A 20080-nucleotide genomic window follows, 5' to 3' on the forward strand; every position below is an offset into this window, starting at 1 on the left:
CCCGGGTCGTGGACGGTGGTTCGGGGGAACCGAGCCGGGCGGCAGCACCGGCGGCATCTGCCGCATCCGCGCGGATCCGCCCGGCTCACGGCAGCGTTGCTCGGCCGTCAGAGGATCACGTGCGGCAGGAAGCGGGCGTACTCGTCGGTGATCAGGCCGAAGGACTCCCGGATGCCGAGGCCTGCCGACTCGTCCTCGACGACCCACGCGCCGAGGACGACGTGGTTGCCGTCGAAGGCGGGCAGCGGGGCCAACTGCTGGTAGCAGCAGGGTTCGTCGCGGACGGCGGCCTCGGTGCCGGGTTCGTGGATGGTGACGCCCGCGCCCTCGCGGCCCAGCAGGGGTTTGGCGACATGGCCGGTGGTGTGCGCCAGCTCCCGCGGGCCGTCGAGGTAGGCGGGGAGCAGGTTCGGGTGGCCCGGGTAGAGCTCCCAGAGGATGGCGAGGAGGGCCTTGTTGCTGAGGAGCATCTTCCAGGCCGGTTCGATCCACAGGGTCGTCCCGGTGCCGCCGCCGTTGTCGAGGGTGTCCAGGACGTGGTCGGCGAAGCGGTCGGTGGTCAGCCACTCCCAGGGGTAGAGCTTGAAGCAGCTGCGGATGAAGCGGAGTTGCCTGTCCACGAAGCGGCCGGAGAGGCGGTCCCAGCCGATCTCCTCCATGGAGATCCAGCCGGTGTCCAGGCCCGCCTGTTCCGCGGTCTCCTTCAGATAGGCGACCGTCATCATGTCCTCGCCGAGCTCGTCGGCCGAGGAGTACGCGAAGTGCAGCGGGGCGCCCGGCGGGAGCAGGGCCGCCTGCTTCTGCCAGGCGGCGACGAGGCGTTCGTGCAGGGAGTTCCACTGGTCGGCGCCGGGGAAGCGGTCCTCCATCCAGAACCACTGGGGCGAGGCGGCCTCGACCAGGGAGGTGGGGGTGTCGGCGTTGTACTCCAGGAGCCTGGCCGGGCCGGTGCCGTCGTAGTGGAGGTCGAAGCGGCCGTAGACGGAGGGCAGTTCGGCGCGGCGGTGCCAGGCCTCGGCAACCGCGTTCGCGATGCGCGGGTCGGTGATGCCGAGGTCGGCGAAGCGGCCGGCGGAGACGATGTGGTCGGCCGCGGCGAGGCACATGCGGTGCAGTTCCTCGACGGTCTCCTCCAGCGCCTCGACCTCCGCGAGGGAGAACACGTAGTAGGCGCTCTCGTCCCAGTAGGGGCGCAGGGAGTCGTCCGGGTGGCGGGTGAGGGGGTAGATGAGCCCCTGCTCCTCGACGGTCTGCTGCCAGTCGGGGCGGGGCTCGATCGTGCGGCGCTCCATGTCGTGGGGGTCCCGCTCAGCCGCCGCCGCTGCCCGAGCAGCCGAAGCCGCCTCGGTCGACGGCCTCGCTGCGGCTGAAGGTGCCGTAGTCGGCGCGGCCGGCGTCGAACTCGGAGTCGTAGTACCAGGCGGCGTCGGAGCCGCGGGTCTTCTTCTTGCCGCCCTTGCCGTAGGAGGAGCCGGAGCCGCTGCCGGACTTGCAGTTCTTGTCCGCGACGATCTTGTAGCCCTCGTAGGTGTAGCTGTCGCGGTCGACGCAGCGGCGGTCGGGGTCGGAGCCGCACGAGGTGAGGGCCGCCGCGATGACTCCCATGCCGCCGAGTACGACCGTGCCGGAGCGCAGCCTGCGTCGTGTTTCCGCCATGCCTGTGTCTCCCCCGATGTTCTCGATGAACCGGTTGATGAGCCGGTCGCCTGACGGATTGTCAGTCTGATTGTCCGTGGTTCGTCAGGCGGACAGCCTAGAGATCGGTGCGAGTGCGGCTGTCGGCGGGGCTGTGGTTCTTCCGCTCGCCTACAGTCGCTCTGTGCTGTTTGGGATGTTGTGTGCGCTGGCTGCGGCTGTCTGTTTCGGTACGGCGACCGTGTTGCAGGCGATGGCCGCGCGGGCGGCGAGTGCGCAGGGAGGTCGCGGCGGCGAGGCGGGGGTGCTGCTGCGGGCGCTGCGCCAGTGGCGATATCTGGCCGGGCTCGGGCTGGACGGGCTGGGGTTCGTGTTCCAGGTCCTCGCGCTGCGGTCGATTCCGATCTACGCCGTCGGGGCGGCGCTGGCGTCCAGTCTCGCGGTGACGGCGGTGGTCGCGGCGCGCTTGCTGCGGGTGCGGCTGGGGCGGGCCGAGTGGGGTGCCGTGGCGGTGGTCTGTGCCGGCTTGGCGATGCTCGGGCTCTCGGCCGGGACGGAGGGGGACACCGGCGGGTCGGACGCGCTGAAGTTCTCGATGCTCGGGGTGGCGCTGGCCGTGCTCGGGGTGGGCCTGGCGGGCGGGCGGTTGCCGGAGCGGGGGCGGGGGCTGGTGCTCGGGCTGGCGGCCGGGTTCGGGTTCGGGGTGGTCGAGGTGGCGGTGCGGCTGATCGATTCGATGGCGGTGCCGGAGTTGTTGGGCAATCCGGCGACGTACGCGTTGCTGGTGGGGGGCGGGGCGGCGTTTCTGGCGCTGACTTCTGCGTTGCAGCGGGGGTCCGTGACGGTGGCCACGGCGGCGCTGGTGATCGGGGAGACGGTGGGGCCGGCGCTGGTGGGGGTGGTGTGGCTGGGGGACCGGACGCGCGAGGGACTGGCCTGGCTGGCCGTGCTGGGGTTCGTGGTGTCGGTGGCGGGGGCGCTCGCGTTGGCTCGGTTCGGTGAGGCGCCGGGCGAGGACGAGTGAGCGTGATTCAGGGCAGCACTCGGCACAGCGCCTCCAGCGCGCCCGCCCACGCATGGTCCGGCGGTGTTCCGTAGCCCACGACCAGGGCGTCCAAGGGGTCCGTGGGCGATTTCTCGTGGCGGTAGGACGTCAGTCCGTGCAGGGCCAGGCCCTGCCAGGTCGCGGCCCGGAGTACGGAGCGTTCCGTGCCGGGCGGGAGGCGCAGGACGGCGTGCAGGCCGGCCGCGATGCCGGTGACACCGAGGTGGGGGGCTTGGGCGGACAGGGCCCGGACCAGGGCGTCGCGGCGGCGCCGGTAGCGCAGGCGGGCGGCGCGGACGTGGCGGTCGTAGGCGCCGGACGTGAGGAACTCGGCCAGGGTCAGCTGGTCCAGGACGCCGCAGGTGTCGGAGCCGCCCTTCGCCGCGGTCACCTCGTCCACCAGCGCGGGGGGCAACACCATCCAGGCCAGGCGCAGGCCGGGGGCGAGGGACTTGCTGGCGGTGCCGAGGTAGACGACGTTGTCGGGGTCCAGGCCCTGGAGCGCGCCGACCGGCTGGCGGTCGTAGCGGAACTCGCCGTCGTAGTCGTCCTCCAGAACCAGTCCGCCGGTGCGGCGCGCCCAGTCCACCACCGTCGCGCGGCGGTCGCGGTGCAGTGGCACACCCATCGGGAACTGGTGGGCGGGGGTGAGGAGTACGGCTCCCTGGGAGGTCAGCTCCGCCGGGTTCGTGCCCAGTTCGTCGAAGGGCAGGGGCTCGGTGGTCAGGCCGGCGGTCGTGAGCTGGTTCCAGTGCGGCGGGAGGCCGTACGACTCCACGGCCACCGTTCGCAGGCCGCGTGCCCGCAGCACCCTGCCGAGCAGCTGGAGGCCGTGCACGAAACCCGAGCACACCACGACGCGGCCGGGGTCCGCGCGCACGCCCCGCGCCCGGGCGAGGTAGCCGGCGAGGGCGGTGCGCAGTTCGGCGTGGCCGCGCGGGTCGCCGTAGCCGAGGGACCCGTTCGGGGCGGCGAGGAAGGCGCGGCGGGCGGCCCTGAGCCACTCCGCGCGGGGGAAGGCCGCCAGATCGGGGGTGCCGGGGACCAGGTCGTAGGCGGGGCGGGCGCGCTCGGGGCGGGGCGCGGCGGCCGGGCCCGTCGGCGGAGTCACGGTGCGGTCGGCGACCCGGGTGCCCGAGCCCTGGCGGGCGGTGAGCCAGCCCTCGGCGACGAGTTCGGCGTACGCCTCGGCGACCGTGTTGCGGGCGATGCCGAGGTCGGCGGCGAGGGAGCGGGAGGACGGCAGGCGGGTGCCGGGGGCGAGGCGTGCGGTGCGCACCGCCTCGCGCAGGGCGTCGGTCAGGCCCCGGCGCAGGCCCGGTCCCGCCGGTTCCAGATGGAGGTCGACACCAAAAGCGGCCCAAGGTTTCGCCATGGAAGTGGACCATACTCCTGGGCTGCTTCGCTCCTAGGGTCGAGATCATGACGACGACCGAAGAGAGCACGGCGACGACCGTGGCGTACGCGACCGAACCGACCCCGCGCCTCGACTGGGCCGCGCTCGCCCCCGACGTGTTCAAGGCCATGGTCCGGCTCGACGCGGCGGCCGGACGGGGACTGGAGCCGGCCCTGCGCGAGCTGGTGAAGATCCGGGCCTCGCAGATCAACCACTGCGCGTTCTGCCTCGACATGCACACCAAGGACGCGCTCGCGGCCGGTGAGAGCGTCGAGCGGATCGTGCAGCTGAGCGCGTGGGAGGAGTCGCGGCACTTCTACACCGAACGCGAGCTCGCGGCCCTTGAGCTGACGGACGCCGTGACCGTGCTGACTGGGGGCACCTCCCAGGCTTTCGGCACTGGGGGAGGCTTCGTGCCGGACGAGGTCTACGAGCGCGCCGCCCGGCAGTTCGAGGAGGCCGAGCTGGCGCAGCTGATCGCGGCGATCAGCGTGATCAACGCGTGGAACCGGTTCGGCGTGACGTGCCGGCGCACTCCGGGGCACTACCAGCCGGGCCAGTTCCGGTGACGGTCCGCACCAAGCGGCTCGACGCGGGCGTGGCGCAGGCGATGTCGGCGGTCAGCGCCGCCGCGAAGAAGGGGCTCGGCGACCCGGCCCTCGCCGAGCTCGTCGTCCTCCGCGCCTCGCAGCTCAACCGGTGCGCGTTCTGTCTCGACATGCATCTCGCCGTCGCCCGGGAACTCGGAGTGGGTGAGCGGCAGTTGGACATGCTGGCGGCCTGGGAGGAGGCCGGGGACGTCTTCGACGGGCGGGAGCGGGCCGCGCTCGCGCTGACCGAGGCGATCACCGTACTCACGGACCGCTTCGTGCCCGATGATGTGTACGACCGGGCCGCGGCGCACTTCGACGGGCCGCGACTCGCCCATCTCGTCGGGCTGATCGTCGCCATCAACAACTGGAACCGGGTGATGGTCGCCCGCCGCATTCCACCAGGGGGATACACACCGTGACCGACAGCGTGGGCCGCACCGAGAGCAAGGTCGAGACCTTCCGCGCCCTGCACCGCCGCAAGGCACCCGGCGACCCGCTGGTCCTGCCCGGGCCCTGGGACGCCGCCTCCGCCCGGGTCTGCGTCGAGGCGGGATTCCCCGCCCTCGCGACGCCGAGCGCGGCCGTCGCCGCCGGCCTCGGGTACGAGGACGGGGACACCCCGGCCGACGAGATGTTCGCGGCGGTCGCACGGGTCGTCCGGGCGGTCGACGTGCCGGTGTCGGCGGACATCGAGGGCGGCTACGGGATCGCGCCCGGGGAACTCGTGGAGCGGCTGCTGGAGACCGGCGCCGTGGGGTGCAACCTGGAGGACTCCGAGGGCGGTGTCCTCAAGGACCCGGGCGCGCACGCCGACTGGCTCGCCGAGGTGCGGCGCGCCGCCGCCGACCGGCTCTTCGTCAACGCCCGGATCGACACCTTCATCCGGGCCCCCGGCGACACCGACCCCAAGCAGGCGGCCGAGCAGGCCATCGAGCGGGCGGCGGCGTACGTCGCCGCGGGCGCCGACTGCGTGTATCCGATCGGCGCACCCGTCGACGTACTGCCGCTGCTGCGGTCCGGCATCCAGGGGCCGATCAATGTGCACGGCACCGTGACCGGGGACCCCTCGTCCACCGCGCTCGGTGAACTCGGGGCCACCCGGATCACGTTCGGACCGGGACTCCAGCGCGAGAGTGCGCGGGCGCTGCGCGGGATCGCGGCCGGCCTGCGCTAGCGGCTCAGGACAGCCACGACTTCCACGTGGACTCGTGGCTGTCCGCCCACTTCTTCGCCGCCGCCTCGGGTGACAGCTTCTGCTCGGCGATCATCAGGGAGACCTCGTTCTGGTCCTCGGTCGTCCACTTGAACTTCTTCAGCAGGGCCGCCGCCTCCCCGCCGCTCCTGGCGAAGTCGGCGTTGAGGTACTTCTGCAGCGGGGTGTGCGGATAGGCGCAGGCGACCTTCTCCGGGTCCGCGTCGCAGCCCTCCTTGTACGCCGGCAGCTTCACCTCGGTCATCGGGACCTTCTTGAACAGCCACTGGGGTTCGTACCAGTACGTCAGGAAGGACTTCTCGGCCTTGGCGAACTGCTTGATCTGCGTGATCTGCGCGGCCTCGGAGCCGGCGAACACCACCTGGTAGTCCAGGTCCAGGTTCTTCACCAGCGCCTTGTCGTTGGTGACGTAGGACGGCGAGCCGTCCATCAGCTGGCCCTTGCCGCCGCTCTCCGCGGTGCGCATCTGATCGGCGTACTTGTCGAGGTTCTTCCAGTCGGTGACGTCCGGGTGCTTCTTCGCGAAGTACGTCGGGACGTACCAGCCGATGTGCCCGGTGACCCCGAGGTCGCCGCCGGGCACGATCGTCCTCTTGTCCTTGATGTACCGCTCTTCCTGGTCCGGGTGGCCCCAGTCCTCCATGATCGCGTCGACCCGGCCCTGGCTGAGCGCGTCCCAGGCGGGGATCTCGTCGACCTGGACGGTGTCGACGCGGTAGCCGAGCTCGTGCTCCAGGAGGTACTGGGCGACGGCCACATTGGCCTGCGCGCCCACCCAGGACTGCACGGACAGCGTCACGGTCTTCGCGCCCTGCGCATTGGCGAAGGGCGAGGCCTGCTTGGTCATGTCGGCGGCGCCGCAGCCGGTCAGCAGGGCCAGCGAGGACACGCCGGCCACTACGGCGGTGGTGGTACGGATGCGCATGTCACGCTCCCTTCTTCGCGCGGCGAACGGTGGGCTGGGTCACCCGGTCGAGCATCAGGCCGAGGCAGACGATCGCGGCACCGGCGACCAGGCCGGTCGCCAGGTCGCCCCGGGCGAGGCCGGCGACGACCTCGTAGCCGAGCGCGCCACCGCCGACCAGGCCGCCGATGATGACCACGGCGAGGACCAGGACCACGCCCTGGTTCACGGCGAGCAGCAATGCCGGGCGGGCCAGCGGGAGCTGGACCTGCCGCAGCTGCTGGGCGGGGGTCGCGCCGAGCGAGCGGGACGACTCCAGGGCGGCCGGGTCGACCTGGCGCAGGCCCTGGGTGGTGATGCGCACGACTGCGGGCAGCGCGTAGACGACGGCCGCCGCGACGGCCGGGGCACGGCCCACGCCGAACAGGGCCACCACCGGGATCAGGTACACGAACTGCGGCATCGTCTGGAAGACGTCCAGGACGGGGCGCAGCAGTCGCTCGACGCGGTCGCTGCGTGCCGCCGCGATGCCGGTCGCGAAGCCCAGCACCAGGGTGACGGCGACGGCCGCCAGGACCTGGGAGAGCGTGTCGAGGGACGGCTTCCACACACCGAGGACGCCGATCGCGGCCATGGCGAGCACGGCGGTCAGCGCGGTGCGCCAGGTGCCGATCAGCCAGGCCAGGGCGGCGACGATCAGCAGGACCGACCACCACGGCAGCCACAGCAGTCCGTCGCGCACGGGGTCCAGGACCCAGGTGGTGAAGTGGGCCGCCCAGTCGGCGGTGCCGCCGACCACGGGGACGCCGGAGTAGAGGTGGTCCGTCATCCAGTCGACGGCACGGTTGACGGGCTCGGCGATGTTCAGGGCCCAGGCGTCGGGCCAGTCGAGGCGGCCGGCGAGACGTCCGGCGACGGCGACGGCCGCGGTGCCGACGAGGGCGTACAGCCACAGCCTCCGGCCGTTCGGGTGCGGTTCCTCGCCGAGCTGCTCCCCCGCGGCGCCCGTCACCCGGTCCAGGACCACGGCGAGCAGCACGATCGGGATGCCGGCCGCGAGCGCGGCGCCGACGTCGACCGAGGCGAGTGCCTGGTAGACGCGGTCACCGAGGCCGCCGGCGCCGATGACGGAGGCGATGACGGCCATCGACAGCGCCATCATGATCGTCTGGTTGAGGCCGAGGAGGAGTTCCTTGCGGGCCAGCGGGATGCGGGCGGTCAGCAGGCGCTGGCGGGCGGTGGTGCCGAGCGACTCGACGGCCTCCAGCACCTCCTTGTCGGCGCCGCGCAGCCCGAGGGCGGTGAGGCGGGCCATCGGCGGGGCGGCGTAGACGACGGTGGCCAGGACGGCGGCGGGGACGCCGATGCCGAAGACCAGGACGACGGGCAGCAGGTAGGCGAAGGCCGGGAGCACCTGCATGGTGTCCAGGACGGGGCGCAGCATCCGGTCGAGGCGGTCGGACAGGCCGGCGGCGAGGCCCAGCAGCACGCCCACGGCGACCGAGGTGAGGACCGCCACGACCATCAGCGCGAGGGTCTGCATGGTGGGCACCCACATGCCGAGGAACCCGCAGGCCAGGAACGCGACACCGGTGCCGGCGGCGAGCCGTGGTCCTGCGACGCGCCAGGCGACGAGGGACGCGGCGGCGGTGACGCCCGCCCAGCCGGCCGCGAGCAGCACCAGGTACACGGCGCGTACGCAGATCACGACCGCGTTGCTGATGTGCCCGAGGAAGTAGATGAACAGCGGGTGGCTGTCACGGTTGTCGATGATCCAGTCGCTGACCCTGGTCAGCGGTTCGGAGACGTCGACGGTCAGCGCGCCCGGCCAGCTGCCGCTCGCCCAGCGGGCATCGGCCAGCGGCACGAGGACCGCGGCGGCGAGCGCGAGCAGCAGCAGCTTGCGGACGACGGACTGCTTGAGGAAGCCGGGCAGGGCCGTGCGGGGGGCGTCGGCGGTGACGGTGGCCATCAAGCCGCCTCCTCACGCTGCTCCGTCCCCGCAACGACAGCGAGAAGCCGTTCGTGGTCGACCACCCCCAGACAGCGTCCCCCCTCCATGACCCGGGCCGGGGCGCCGCTTCGCGCCACGGCCTCGATGGCCTCGGACACGGTCGCGTCCGGCGCGAGGGCGGGGCCGTTGCCGGCCTCGTCGGCCGACGCGGCGCGCATGGCCGTACGGACCGTCAGGACCTGTTCGCGCGGGACGTCGCGGACGAACTCGCGGACGTAGTCGTCGGCCGGGGAGCCCACGATCTCCTCCGGCGTGCCCAGTTGGACGACGCGGCCGTCGCGCATCAGGGCGATGCGGTCGCCGAGCTTGAGGGCCTCGCTGAGGTCATGGGTGATGAAGACCATCGTGCGGCCCTCCTCGCGGTGCAGCCGGACGACCTCCTCCTGCATGTCCCGCCGGATCAGCGGGTCGAGCGCGCTGAACGGCTCGTCGAAGAGCAGGACCTCGGGGTCCACGGCGAGCGCCCGCGCGAGGCCGACGCGCTGACGCTGACCGCCGGAGAGCTGGCCGGGCCTGCGGTGCTCCATGCCCTCCAGGCCGACCTTGGCCACGACCGCGGCGGCCCGCTCGCGGCGCTCCGCCTTGCCGATGCCCTGGATCTCCAGGCCGTAGGCCACGTTGTCCAGGACGGTGCGGTGCGGGAGCAGGCCGAAGTGCTGGAAGACCATCGCGGCACGGTGGCGGCGCAGTTCACGCAGACGGGTCTTGTCCATGGCGCGGACGTCCTCGCCGTCGATGGCTATGGTGCCGGCCGTCGGTTCTATGAGGCGGGTCAGACAGCGGACCAGGGTGGACTTGCCCGAGCCGGACAGGCCCATCACCACGAAGACCTCGCCCTTGCGGACGTCGAAGGACACGTCACGGACGGCCGCCGTGCAGCCGGTGCGTTCGCGCAGTCCGGCGGGGTCGAGCGCGGTCAGGTCCGGGTCGGCGGGGACCCGGTGGGCCTTGGGGCCGAACACCTTCCATAGGCCCTCGACGGAGAAGACCGGCTTCTCGGTCGGGGGCTTGCGGGTCTCGGGCGTCGTGCCGGGGGTCGTGCTGGGGGTCGTCGTACTCATCACGCCTCACCTCCGATCAGGTCGACGGCCTTCTCACCGACCATGAGCACCCCGATCATCGGGTTCACTGCGGTCATCGTCGGAAAGACAGAGGCGTCGGCGATACGAATTCCTTGCAGGCCGCGGATCCGCAACTGCGGGTCGACCACGGCTAGTTCGTCGTCGGCGGCGCCCATGCGACAGGTGCCGGCCGGGTGGTACACGGTGTGCGCGACCTTGCGCGCGTACTCGCTGAGCTCCTCGTCTGCGGTGACCTCCGGGCCGGGGCACACCTCGCGCTTGAGCCAGTTCGCCAACGGTTCGGTCTTAGCGATCTCGCGGGCGATGCGGATGCCGTCGACGAGGGTGCGGCCGTCGTAGTCGTCCTCGTCGGTGAAGTAGCGGAAGTCGAGGGCGGGCTTCACGGACGGATCGGCGCTGGTCAGGTACAGCCGGCCGCGGCTCTTGGGCTTGGGGATGTTCGGGGTCATCGAGACGCCGAACTCCGGGCGCTCGTAGCCCAGGCGCTCCGGGTTGTCCGTGAACGGGATCTGGTAGAAGTGGAACATCAGGTCGGGGCCCTGGTGTTCGGGGTCGCGGCGCACGAACAGGCCCGCGTCCGAGTCCATCGCGGAGTTCTCCGGGATCGGCCCGTCGGTCTCCCACACGATCACCGACTCGGGGTGGTCGAGCAGGTTCTCGCCGACGCCCGGCAGGTCGTGGACGACCGGGATGCCGAGCGCGGCCAGGTCCTTCCCGGGGCCGATGCCGGAGTGCATCAGGAGCCGGGGCGAGTCGACGGCGCCCGCGCACAGGACGACCTCGCGCCGGGCGCGGATCAGCTGCTCCTCGCCGTCCTTGGTGCGCACGTGCACGCCCTCGGCGCGGGTGCCGTTCAGCTCCAGCCGGTACGCCCACGTCTCCAGCAGGATCGTGAGGTTGTCCCGCTCGTCCATCACCGGGTGCAGATACGCCACCGACGCCGAGGAGCGCTTGTTGTCCTCGGGGTGGTAGGCGAGGTCGAAGAAGCCGGCGCCCTCGGTGAAGGGCTGCTTGTTGAAGCCCTCGACGCGCGGCACGTCGAGCGCGCTGCGGGCGGCGTCGACGAAGTCGCGGGCGATGGCGTTCCGGTCCTTCTCGTCGACCGGGACGATGTTGTTCTTCAGCCGGGCGTAGTACGCCTCCATCGGGACCGCGCCCCAGCCCTTGGCGCCGGCCTGTTCCCACTCGTCCCAGTCGGACGGCAGCGGCTTGAAGGCGATCAGCGTGTTGTGCGACGAGCAGCCGCCGAGCACGCGGGCGCGGCTGTGCCGGATGTGCGAGTTGCCGCGGGGCTGCTCGGTGGTCGGGTAGTCGTAGTCCAGCTCGCCGCCGAGCAGACCCATCCAGCGGCGCAGGGTGAGGACGTCGTCCCGGCCGACGTCGCTGGGGCCGCCCTCGATCACGGCGACGGTGGTGTCGGGGTTCTCGGTCAGCCGGGAGGCGATGACGGAACCGGCGGTGCCGCCGCCGATGACGACGTAGTCGTAGACGGGGGTGTTCTGGGACATGGGGGGTACTCCGGGTTCAGACTTGAGGGACGTGACGGGCGCGCCCCTCAAGGGGCGCGGGGAACTGCGCGACCAGCCACGACGGCGCCGCAGACGCTGGACGGCACATCGCGGCACGGTCGGCGGCGCAGTGTCAGCCCCGGAACCACCGCACGGGCGTCGGCGCGAGGTTCTGGTAGACGTGCTTGCTCTCGCGGTACTCGGCGAGTCCGGCGGGGCCGAGTTCGCGGCCCACCCCGCTCTTGCCGAAGCCGCCCCACTCCGCCTGCGGGAGGTAGGGGTGGAAGTCGTTGATCCAGACCGTGCCGTGGCGCAGCCGGCCTGCGACCCGGCGGGCCCGTCCGGCGTCGGCGGTCCACACGGCGCCGGCGAGGCCGTACTCGGTGTCGTTGGCGAGGGCGACGGCCTCGTCCTCGGTGCGGAAGGTCTCCACGGTGAGGACCGGGCCGAAGACCTCCTCGCGTACGACGCGCATGTCGCGGTGGCAGTGGTCGAGGAGGGTCGGCTCGTAGAAGTAGCCGCTCTCCGGGCGTTCCTCGGAGGGCGCGGGGCGCTTGCCGCCGGACCGCAGTACGGCGCCCTCCTTGAGCGCGGACTCGACGTACGCCTCGACCTTGGCGCGCTGCTGCTCGGAGACGAGCGGGCCGCACTCGACGCCGTCGGCGGTGCCGCGGCCGAGGCGGATCCGCTGGGCGCGGCGGGCGAGCTCGGCGACGAAGCGGTCGCGGAGGGACTCCTCGACGATCAGGCGGGCGCCCGCCGAGCAGACCTGGCCGCTGTGGATGAAGGCGGCGTTGAGGGCCTGGTCGACGGCGGTGTCGAAGCCCTCGTCGGTGGCGCAGGCGTCGGCGAAGACGACGTTGGGGTTCTTGCCGCCGAGTTCGAGGGCGACCTTCTTGACGGTGGGCGCGGCGGCCTGGGCCACCTTGGTGCCGCTGATCAGGCCGCCGGTGAAGGAGACGAGGTCGACGTCGGGGTGCTCGGAGAGCCGGGCGCCGACGGAGTGGCCCGGGCCGGTGACGATATTGGCGACGCCGGCCGGCAGGCCCGCCTCGACGAGCAGCTCGATCAGGGCGATCGTCGTCAGCGGGGTGATCTCGCTGGGCTTGACGACGAAGGTGTTGCCGGCGGCGAGCGCGGGCGCGATCTTCCAGCTGGCCTGGAGGAGCGGGTAGTTCCAGGGCGTGATCAGCGCGCACACGCCGACCGGTTCGTGGACGACGACGCTGTGGATGTCGGGCGAGCCCGCGTCGACGACCCGGCCGGGGGCCTCGGCGGCGACGAGGTCGGCGAAGTAGCGGAAGGCGTCGGCGACGCAGTCGATGTCGACCCGGCCCTCTTCGAGGGTCTTGCCGGCGTCACGGCTCTCCAGCAGGCCGAGCTCCTCGCGGTCGCGCACGAGCAGGTCGGCGACCCGGCGCAGCAGGGCGGCACGCTCGGCGACGGGCGTGAGCGGCCATTCCCCCTGACCGCCGTCGAAGGCACGGCGAGCGGCCTCCACGGCCAGGTCGGTGTCCTTCTCGTCACCCTCCGCGACCACGACGAAGGGCGTCGCGTCCGCGGGGTCGAGGATCTCGCGCGTCACGCCGGAGACGGCCGACCGCCATTCCCCTCCGACGTGGATGGTGCCGCGCGCCTGGAGTTCCGTACTGTCCGCCATGATCGGTGTTGCCTTCCGTTCCTGTTCAGAGCCCCTGTGTCACACGTGTGTCACTCAGGGGGACCGAGTGCGCCTGCCCCCGGCATACGGATGCATGCGCGATCCGCGGACGAAAGTGCGCTGTGTCACTGAACATGCGGGCAAACCGGAATGAATCAGACCCGGGCGGGCGACGGGAACGGGTCACTGAACCATTGACGCCGGTCAGGGAACCGGGAAGTCGGCCGGCGGGTCCTCCCCCACCCGGCCGTCGATCGACTCGCGGATCATGTCGGCCTGTCCGACGTGGCGGGCGTACTCCTCGACGAGGTCGATCAGGATGCGCCGCACGCTCGGCGCCCGGCCGTCGGGCCAGGTGAGGCGGGCGGGCTGATCCACGCCTCCCGCGGACAGCGCCTTCCGCAGGTTCGCGCGGGAACGGGCGACGGCCCCCTGCCACAGGGCGTACAGGCGCTCCGGCTCGTCCGCTGCCGCCGAGCGCCACTCCCAGTCCGGGTCGGCATCCCAGTCCACCGTGTCCCAAGGCGGCGGCAGGTCGACGCCGAGCAGGCGCCGGGTGAAGTACTCGTCCTCGACGAGCGCCAAGTGCTTCAGCAGCCCGCCCAGGGTGAGCACGGAGGGCGCGAGCCGTGCGCCGAGCCCGCCCGCATCCAGGCCCTCGCACTTCCAGGCGAACGTCCGCCGCTGCCGCTCCAGGGAGCCGATCAGGGTGTCGACCTCGGTGCCGGAAACCGGCGGCTCCAGGAGAACGGACGGGACCTGCTGTTCGGTGTCGTGGGTCATGAGGCGCAGGCTAGGGTCCATTCCGGTCGTTCTGCTTCCGGAATCCCGAACCTTTGGTCGCCCGATGAGCCACGACGAAAGTCCCACCGCACGCGCCTTGCTGCTGCTCGAAATGCTCCAGGGGAACCCCGGCATCACCGCTGCCCGGCTGGCCGCCCGCCTCGGCGTCTCCGAGCGCGCCGCCCGCCGCTACGTCGGCATCCTGCGCGAGGCCGGCATCCCGGTCGAGTCCACGCGGGGCCCGCACGGCGGCTACCGCATCGGCCGGGGCCTGCGGCTCCCGCCCCTGATGTTCACGCCGACCGAGGCGCTCGGGCTGGTCATGGCGGTACTGGAGGGACGGCCCGACGCGGCCGATCCGGCCGGCCCGGTGGGCGCCGCGCTCGGCAAACTGCTGCGCGCCCTGCCCGAACCGGTCGCACACCCTGCCGAGGCGGTCCGCAGGGCCGGTACCCGGGGTGCCTTCGACGCCGTCGTGCGTCCGGACCCCGACACCACCTCTTCCCTGGTGCAGGCTGCCGCCGCAAACCGCCGTGTGCGCCTCGGCTACCGGCTCGACCCTCGCGACGAGCGCACCATGGAGGTGGACCCCTGGGCGATCGTGGTGCACCACGGGCGCTGGTACGTGCTCTGCTGGTCACACACCCGCGGGGCGCGCCGGGTGCTGCGCGTGGACCGGGTCACGACGGTGACCATGCTCCCCGACGCCTTCGAGCCACCGACCGGCCTGCGTCCCGTCGAGACTCTCGAGGAACACCTCTCCCAAGGCTGGACGCATCGGGTGGAGATCGTGATCGAGGCGCCGGTCGCGCGCGTGGCCGAGTGGCTCCCCCGCAGCCTCGGTCGCCCCGAGCTGGTCGACGAGCACACCACCCGTCTCCTGGCCACCACCGACGAGCCGGACTGGTACGCCGAGCAGCTCACAGCGATCCGTGCGCCGTTCCGGATCGTCGGGCCGCCCGAGCTGCGGGAGGCGGCGCTGGCACTCGGGCGCCGGCTCGCGGAAGCCGCGGGGGGCGTGGACTCCAGCGCAACCTTTGACTAAAGTCAAAGAAATATGGAGCCAGTGTCGACGGACCATGTGACGGCGTTCCGCCGCTTCAACCGGTACTTCACGCGCCGCATCGGCGTGCTGGACGACCACTACCTCGGCCAGGACCGCCCGCTCGGTGAGGCCCGGCTGCTGTTCGAGATCGGGGACGGGATGTCCCTGCGCGAGCTCCGGAGCCGGCTGGGTCTGGACGCCGGTTATCTGAGCCGGATGGCCAAGGCGCTCCGGGCACAGGGCATGGTCACGCTGAGCGCACACCCCGAGGACAGCCGGCTGCGCATGATCGAACCGACGGCGGCCGGGCGGGTGGAGGTCAAGGAGCAGAACCGGCGGGCGAACCTGGTCGCCGCCGGGCTGCTCGACGGCCTCAGCGAACCGCAGCGCGCCGAGCTGGCCGGCGCGCTGGCCACCGCACAGCGCCTGCTGCGCCTCGCGAGCATCACCGTCGCACTCGTCGACGGCGCCGCCCCGGACGCCCGGGCCTGCCTGGAGGGCTACGCCGCCGACATCGACGAGCGGTTCCCCGAGGGGTTCGACAAGGACGACCTCGTGGCGCCGCGGGAGGTGTCAGGCGACGCCGGCGCGTTCTTCGTCGCGTACGAGGAGGACCGGCCGGTGGGCTGCGGTGCGCTGCGGCGCCTCGAACCCGGCGTCGGCGAGATCCGGCACGTCTGGGTGCACCCCGCCGCCCGCCGCCTCGGCCTCGCCCGCCGGCTGCTCGACGCGCTCGAACAGGAGGCCGTGGCGCGCCACTTGAGCGTCGTACGCCTCGACACCCACGCCGCGCTCACCGAGGCGCAGGCGATGTACCGGGCGTGCGGCTACACGGCCATCCCGGCGTACGACGACAACGTCTACGCCAGCCACTGGTTCGAGAAGCGGCTGGCGCCCTGAGCGGATCCGTCAGCTGAGGAACCAGACGATCACGATGATGATGGCGATCGCGCAGAAGGAGAGGCCGCCCGCGAGCAGACAGCCCGCCGTGCCGAACCCTCCGGTGATCCTGGCCATGAACGACTGCTTCCCGAAGGGCGGCGGCTGCGGCGGCGGTGTCGTCGGCGCCGGAGCCGTGTGGGGCGACGGCAGCGACTGGGCCGGCGGCGGCGCGGAGTGCGGCGGTTTGTCCATCCGTGTCAGCGCGTTCGACAGCAGCCGGCTCCACACCACGGGCGGCAGATCGGGAACCCGGCCGCCCGGCGGGTCGATGATGCTCTGCCGCAGCCAGTTGCCCGTGGTGGGATGCGGATCGCGGCTCAACCGGTAGAGCAGTTCCTGCAGTTGGCGCAGATGCCGCTCGTCCCTGGCCAGCGGCGCGACGGCCCAGGTGAACAGGTGAGCCGCCCGGGACGCCCGGTCCGCTCCCGATCTGCCGTCCGCGCCCGCCACGTGCGGCGTGAAGTACAGCCCGTTCTCCAGCGCTTCGGCGCACAGCGCGTGCCGCAGCTCCAGCGAGCGCCGGTCCGCCCGGAGCGGCTCCCCCAGCACGTCCAGCAGCAACTCCACCGACTGCGGCGGGATCTCACGCGTGCGCAGCTCGTGCACCAGCACCTCGTCGGGCTGCCTGCGCAGCTCCGCCAGCAGCACGCTCTGCCCCATGCCGTCGCCGCGCCGGTAACCGCACAGCTCCCGGTGCAGCTCGGGCTGGGGGAGGAAGTGCGGAGGGGTGGTGGGGGGAGGCGGTGGCGGTGGCGGTGGCGGTGACACGGGAGCGGAGTTCGCATGCGGGTGCGCGTACGGAGGCAGGTGCGGCTGCGGAGGCGGAGGTGTGTGCGGCTGCGGAGGCGGAGGTGTGTGCGGGCGGGCGTACGGGTCCGCGCGGGACTCCGAAGGCGGCGGCTCCTGACGCGGCTCGACGTAGGACTCCGTGTACGGCTCGACGTAGGACTCCGTGTACGCGGTCGCGTACGGCTCCGAGGCGACGGCGGCCGGTGCCGGCGCCGGGTCGCGGTCCCGCTCGGCGAGCCCTGGCGTCTCCACCGGCGCCTGGGTTTCCCTCGTCCGGGGCGCGGGCGCCGACGCCGGGATCCGGGTGCCGTTCGGCGGTGTGCGGTCGGTGCCGAGGATCTCCTTGAGGCGGGCCCGGCGGCGTTCCCAGTCCAGCGCCGCGCCGCCGCGCAGTCCGTCGGTCAGCTGCGGCACGCCCGCGTCCGCCTCCGGGTGCGCGAGCACGTGCCGTACGAGTTCGGAGCCCGCCCAGAGCTCGAACCTGGAGTTGGCCGGCCTGCCTCCCCTGACCCGGGCCAGCGGGCCGGAGCCGCCGGTGTCCGGCTCCCAGCGCGGGACGGACGTGAGCCGCAGGGGGTGACTGTCCGCCGTGTCATAGGTGGCGAAGGTCCACTGCTGCTCCAGCCACGGGCCGAAGAGCAGGAACAGCCCGAGGTAGACCAGCGGCACCTCCTCCTGGTCCGGCCAGCCCGGGTGCCCCTTCTCCTCCATCAGCAGCGACAGCCGCTGGGTGGGGTCGCGCAGCCACTCCGCCGCGGTCAGGGTCAGCGCGTGCTTGACCGACGGCAGCCGGTCCAGCATCTGCGGCAACCGCTTGAGCGCCAGCGCGTCGAGCTTCGCGCTCTCCACCGGGTCCTGCTTCCCGGAGGCCGACTCGGCCTTCTCCCGGCTGCCCCAGCCGCCGTACGCGAGCCCGAGGCACTGACGCACCTTCAGGGTGCCGCGATCACCGACCAGGACATGGCTGACGGTGCTCGGCCGCCCGCCCCGGTCGGTGGTGGGCCAGCGCCGGACGAGCAGTACGGCGCCGTCGCCGGACAGCGTGCGCACGACGCTCGGCCGGGCTGCCGCCGCTCCGGACACCCACAGCAACGGGCCCAGTTCCCGGCCGAGTTCCTCGGCGCGCTCGGCGTCGCAGGAGTGGGCGACGGCGTTCATGCCGGTGCCCTGGCGGCCGTGGTTGCCGTCCCAGCGGTAGACGACCTGCTGTACCGGACCCCGGTCCTGGAAGTCGTTCACTGATGTTCCCCTCCCTCGGACCCCTCGGGCTCCTCGGTCCCTTCCGGCGTCTCGAATCCCTCGGCCTGCCCGGCCCGCCCGGCTTCCTCCCACGGCACCGCCTCCAGAGCCGGCGCCTCCCCCACCGCCAGCGCGTCGGCGCCGCCCGGCACCTGGATCAGTCCGTGCAGGGCGAACAGCGACAGCAGCGGCTCCAGCACCCGCCGGGGTCCGGCCCCCGCGGGATAGCGGCCCTGGTCCTCCTGGCCACCGGTGGCCGACGCGGCGTGCAGGGTGCACCGGCGGATCGCGTCGAACGGGCGCAGCCACGCCTGGCCCGCGTGCCGGCGCAGCAGCCCGTACAGGTCCCGGCTCTCCTCGCGGATCAGCGCCGGGTCCAGCGCGGCGGCCGGCGGCCGGGTCAGCCACCGGTCGACGGGCGGCTGGAACCTGAGCAGGTCGGCCTTGCCGAGCACCATCGCGGCCGGCACGTCCAGATACCCGCCGCTCTTCGGCAGCCGGTCCAGGACCGTGCCGAAGGCGAGGTCGCCGTCCCGGTTCACCTCCACCCCCAGGCGCTCCCTGGCGTGGTCGAGCTGCGGCAGCGGCAGGGCCAGCGCCGGGTCGACGACGAAGACCAGGGCGTCGACGCCGAGCAGGAAGCGCAGCGCCGCGTCGGTGCGGACGAGGTCCTCACCGCCGAGGTCGAAGAAGGCGACCGGGCGCACCTGCCCGCGCGCGTCGGTGATCAGCAGCGACTCCACGAAGCGGGCGAAGTCGTCCATGCCGAGGGCCGGGGTGTGGTCCAGGACCTTGCCGCTGCGCAGCGGCTGCACCCGGTCGCGCACGAACCGGGCGTGCTGCTCGGGATTGACGGACTGCCACTTCAGGCCGAACGGCTCCAGACCGCCGTCGGTGATCGCCGCGATCATCTGGGTCAGCAGATGGCTCTTGCCGGTGGAGGACTGGCCGACCATCGCGACGGTCAGCGGCCGGCCGTACGTCAGATAGGGCACCGGGATGTAGTGCGCGGGGAACTCCGGGTCGGCCGTGCACTTCTGGACCGCGCCGCGCATGATGTCGGTCCGCCGCACGGGGTTGTTGATGCCCTTGAGATCCAGCGGCTTGTACTGCATCCGGCTGTCGGTGACGAACAGCTTGCCGAGGTCGAGCCGGATCGACTCCAGGCAGTACGGGCAGAGCACCTCGGCGCCGGTCTGCTCGGAGCCCGATCCCGCGCGCGAACGGGCGGCGGGTGCCTGCCGTTTGAGCCGCAGCGCCTCCTCGAAGGCGTCGTGGTGCGGGCGGGTCTCGTCCGGGGGCACCGCGAGCCGGACCCGGCGGGCGGCACCGGGCGCCACCAGGTCCAGGACCTGTGCGGGCGTCGGCCGGCCGGCCGCCAGCGGCGCGAAGGCGTCCCGCAGCGTCTGGTCGAGCTTGCGGTGATCGCCCAGGTCGGCGGGCGGCCGGTCGGCGGGGCCGGGCCGCCCGGTCGCCAGCCGGTACAGCACCTGGGCCGCGCTCCACACCGCGTCGCGGGGGTCGGCGAGCCCCTCGCCGCCGCGCTGTTCGGGCGGGCAGAAGGGCGACCGGCCCCACGGGCGGCGCGGCCGTCCGATCCGGGTCACCGACTCCAGCCCCCACAGCTGGACCTTCGCGCCGTCCCAGAGGACGGACGCGGGCGAGATGCCGCGCGGCACCAGACCCTGGCCCTCCAGCAGGCACAGGGCCAGCATCAGGTCGCGGGTGAAGACCTCCTGGTCGGCCGCGCCCATCACATGGATCCGCGAGACGGCGGTGCCGCGCGGCGGTTCGTACAGCAGGAACGGCTCGGCCGTGTCCAGCTCGTGGCCGATGAGCCGCGGGAAGAGCGCCGCGTACTCCGTGTCGCCGAGCACCTGGAGGAGCTGTACGGCGGCGGACGCCTCGGTGTCCAGCAGGGCGCGCGCCGCCGGGTTCGCCGCGTCCTTGGCGCTCAGCCGTACCTGCACGCACTGCTGGCCCTCGTCGTCGAGCACGGCCTTGCGCAGCAGTTGGGGCAGCAGCCGGTCGCGGCGGAACTCCCGGCCGACCCGCACCGGGGTGACGCGCCGGCGCCCCGAGGGCACGGTGAAGCCGAGCTTGTCCGGAGGCGGCCCGCCCGGCCCCGACGGACGGGAATGCGTGGTGCTGGTCACCGGCGGTCCTTTCGTTCGTGCAGGTGCTTCGGGCCGCAGGGGTCCGTGCGCGGCGGTACGGGACGCGGGGTGCCGC

General features: G+C 72.7%; 17 protein-coding genes. 6 read left to right on the forward strand and 11 right to left on the reverse strand.

Going from position 1 to position 20080, the window contains the following annotated elements; translation table 11 throughout:
- Positions 1–107 precede the first annotated feature (107 nt).
- Together CP983_RS16580 and CP983_RS16585 are read right to left on the reverse strand one after the other, a co-directional pair.
- Positions 108–1292 (reverse strand): glutathionylspermidine synthase family protein, encoded by a 1185-nt coding sequence (locus CP983_RS16580; protein WP_150500169.1) that lies wholly within the window; start codon positions 1290–1292, stop codon positions 108–110.
- A gap of 16 nt (positions 1293–1308) precedes the next feature.
- A complete protein-coding gene (locus tag CP983_RS16585; protein WP_150500171.1) occupies positions 1309–1656 on the reverse strand; it encodes a hypothetical protein in 348 nt (115 codons plus the stop codon).
- A gap of 175 nt (positions 1657–1831) precedes the next feature.
- Between CP983_RS16585 and CP983_RS16590 the strand changes: the two genes are divergently transcribed.
- On the forward strand, positions 1832–2659 hold the full coding sequence (locus tag CP983_RS16590) for a DMT family protein (RefSeq protein WP_107905254.1): 828 nt from the start codon (positions 1832–1834) through the stop codon (positions 2657–2659).
- 7 nt (positions 2660–2666) lie between these two features.
- Here the strand turns inward: CP983_RS16590 and pdxR are convergent, their stop codons facing one another.
- Positions 2667–4055 (reverse strand): MocR-like pyridoxine biosynthesis transcription factor PdxR, encoded by a 1389-nt coding sequence (gene pdxR / locus CP983_RS16595; protein WP_150500173.1) that lies wholly within the window; start codon positions 4053–4055, stop codon positions 2667–2669.
- 47 nt (positions 4056–4102) lie between these two features.
- On the opposite strand from pdxR, the gene CP983_RS16600 reads away from it, so the two are divergent.
- From CP983_RS16600 to CP983_RS16610, 3 genes are read left to right on the forward strand one after another with little or no spacing between them, the layout of a single operon-like run.
- Positions 4103–4645, forward strand: a complete 543-nt coding sequence (locus tag CP983_RS16600) for a carboxymuconolactone decarboxylase family protein (RefSeq protein ID WP_150500175.1) — start codon at positions 4103–4105, stop codon at positions 4643–4645.
- Positions 4642–5088 (forward strand): carboxymuconolactone decarboxylase family protein, encoded by a 447-nt coding sequence (locus tag CP983_RS16605; RefSeq protein ID WP_107903892.1) that lies wholly within the window; start codon positions 4642–4644, stop codon positions 5086–5088. The genes CP983_RS16600 and CP983_RS16605 overlap by 4 nt, the downstream gene beginning before the upstream one ends.
- Complete coding sequence (locus CP983_RS16610; protein WP_229914925.1) at positions 5085–5843, forward strand: isocitrate lyase/PEP mutase family protein; 759 nt, start codon at positions 5085–5087, stop codon at positions 5841–5843. Before CP983_RS16605 ends, CP983_RS16610 begins: the two co-directional genes overlap by 4 nt.
- Positions 5844–5847: 4 nt before the next feature.
- Here CP983_RS16610 and CP983_RS16615 read toward each other — a convergent pair whose 3' ends face one another.
- From CP983_RS16615 to CP983_RS16640, 6 genes are all read right to left on the reverse strand, one after another.
- On the reverse strand, positions 5848–6807 hold the full coding sequence (locus CP983_RS16615) for an ABC transporter substrate-binding protein (RefSeq protein ID WP_150500177.1): 960 nt from the start codon (positions 6805–6807) through the stop codon (positions 5848–5850).
- A 1-nt stretch (position 6808) separates the two neighbouring features.
- Positions 6809–8758 (reverse strand): ABC transporter permease, encoded by a 1950-nt coding sequence (locus CP983_RS16620; protein ID WP_150500179.1) that lies wholly within the window; start codon positions 8756–8758, stop codon positions 6809–6811.
- Positions 8758–9861: a quaternary amine ABC transporter ATP-binding protein gene (locus CP983_RS16625; RefSeq protein WP_125528804.1), complete on the reverse strand. Its 1104-nt coding sequence runs from the start codon at positions 9859–9861 to the stop codon at positions 8758–8760. The genes CP983_RS16620 and CP983_RS16625 overlap by 1 nt, the downstream gene beginning before the upstream one ends.
- A complete protein-coding gene (locus CP983_RS16630) occupies positions 9861–11390 on the reverse strand; it encodes a GMC family oxidoreductase (RefSeq protein ID WP_150500181.1) in 1530 nt (509 codons plus the stop codon). The genes CP983_RS16625 and CP983_RS16630 overlap by 1 nt, the downstream gene beginning before the upstream one ends.
- A gap of 133 nt (positions 11391–11523) precedes the next feature.
- Positions 11524–13050, reverse strand: a complete 1527-nt coding sequence (locus tag CP983_RS16635) for an aldehyde dehydrogenase family protein (RefSeq protein WP_150500183.1) — start codon at positions 13048–13050, stop codon at positions 11524–11526.
- 204 nt (positions 13051–13254) lie between these two features.
- Positions 13255–13833 (reverse strand): DinB family protein, encoded by a 579-nt coding sequence (locus CP983_RS16640; protein WP_150500185.1) that lies wholly within the window; start codon positions 13831–13833, stop codon positions 13255–13257.
- 64 nt (positions 13834–13897) lie between these two features.
- On the opposite strand from CP983_RS16640, the gene CP983_RS16645 reads away from it, so the two are divergent.
- Positions 13898–14878 carry a helix-turn-helix transcriptional regulator gene (locus CP983_RS16645; protein ID WP_150500198.1) on the forward strand — a complete coding sequence of 327 codons (981 nt, stop codon included), beginning with the start codon at positions 13898–13900 and terminating at the stop codon, positions 14876–14878.
- 12 nt (positions 14879–14890) lie between these two features.
- Entirely contained in the window at positions 14891–15778 is an 888-nt protein-coding gene (locus tag CP983_RS16650; protein WP_150500200.1) for a helix-turn-helix domain-containing GNAT family N-acetyltransferase, read from the forward strand.
- Between the two features lie 9 nt (positions 15779–15787).
- On the opposite strand, the gene CP983_RS44950 is transcribed toward CP983_RS16650, so the two are convergent.
- Together CP983_RS44950 and CP983_RS16660 are read right to left on the reverse strand one after the other, a co-directional pair.
- Positions 15788–17848: a hypothetical protein gene (locus tag CP983_RS44950; protein WP_150500202.1), complete on the reverse strand. Its 2061-nt coding sequence runs from the start codon at positions 17846–17848 to the stop codon at positions 15788–15790.
- On the reverse strand, positions 17845–20004 hold the full coding sequence (locus CP983_RS16660; protein ID WP_229914926.1) for a hypothetical protein: 2160 nt from the start codon (positions 20002–20004) through the stop codon (positions 17845–17847). The genes CP983_RS44950 and CP983_RS16660 overlap by 4 nt, the downstream gene beginning before the upstream one ends.
- Between the last annotated feature and the right edge of the window lie 76 nt (positions 20005–20080).

Source organism: Streptomyces chartreusis, assembly GCF_008704715.1.
Taxonomy (GTDB): domain Bacteria; phylum Actinomycetota; class Actinomycetes; order Streptomycetales; family Streptomycetaceae; genus Streptomyces; species Streptomyces chartreusis.

Bases quoted from the DNA above. Each gene is read 5' to 3' on its own strand.
- CP983_RS16580 (WP_150500169.1), bottom strand. From the start codon at position 1,292: ATGGAGCGCCGCACGATCGAGCCCCGCCCCGACTGGCAGCAGACCGTC.
- pdxR (WP_150500173.1), bottom strand. From the start codon at position 4,055: ATGGCGAAACCTTGGGCCGCTTTTGGTGTCGACCTCCATCTGGAACCG.
- CP983_RS16630 (WP_150500181.1), bottom strand. From the start codon at position 11,390: ATGTCCCAGAACACCCCCGTCTACGACTACGTCGTCATCGGCGGCGGC.
- CP983_RS16645 (WP_150500198.1), top strand. From the start codon at position 13,898: ATGAGCCACGACGAAAGTCCCACCGCACGCGCCTTGCTGCTGCTCGAA.
- CP983_RS16590 (WP_107905254.1), top strand. From the start codon at position 1,832: ATGTTGTGTGCGCTGGCTGCGGCTGTCTGTTTCGGTACGGCGACCGTG.
- CP983_RS16600 (WP_150500175.1), top strand. From the start codon at position 4,103: ATGACGACGACCGAAGAGAGCACGGCGACGACCGTGGCGTACGCGACC.
- CP983_RS16620 (WP_150500179.1), bottom strand. From the start codon at position 8,758: ATGGCCACCGTCACCGCCGACGCCCCCCGCACGGCCCTGCCCGGCTTC.
- CP983_RS16640 (WP_150500185.1), bottom strand. From the start codon at position 13,833: ATGACCCACGACACCGAACAGCAGGTCCCGTCCGTTCTCCTGGAGCCG.
- CP983_RS16615 (WP_150500177.1), bottom strand. From the start codon at position 6,807: ATGCGCATCCGTACCACCACCGCCGTAGTGGCCGGCGTGTCCTCGCTG.
- CP983_RS16625 (WP_125528804.1), bottom strand. From the start codon at position 9,861: ATGAGTACGACGACCCCCAGCACGACCCCCGGCACGACGCCCGAGACC.
- CP983_RS16635 (WP_150500183.1), bottom strand. From the start codon at position 13,050: ATGGCGGACAGTACGGAACTCCAGGCGCGCGGCACCATCCACGTCGGA.
- CP983_RS16585 (WP_150500171.1), bottom strand. From the start codon at position 1,656: ATGGCGGAAACACGACGCAGGCTGCGCTCCGGCACGGTCGTACTCGGC.
- CP983_RS16650 (WP_150500200.1), top strand. From the start codon at position 14,891: ATGGAGCCAGTGTCGACGGACCATGTGACGGCGTTCCGCCGCTTCAAC.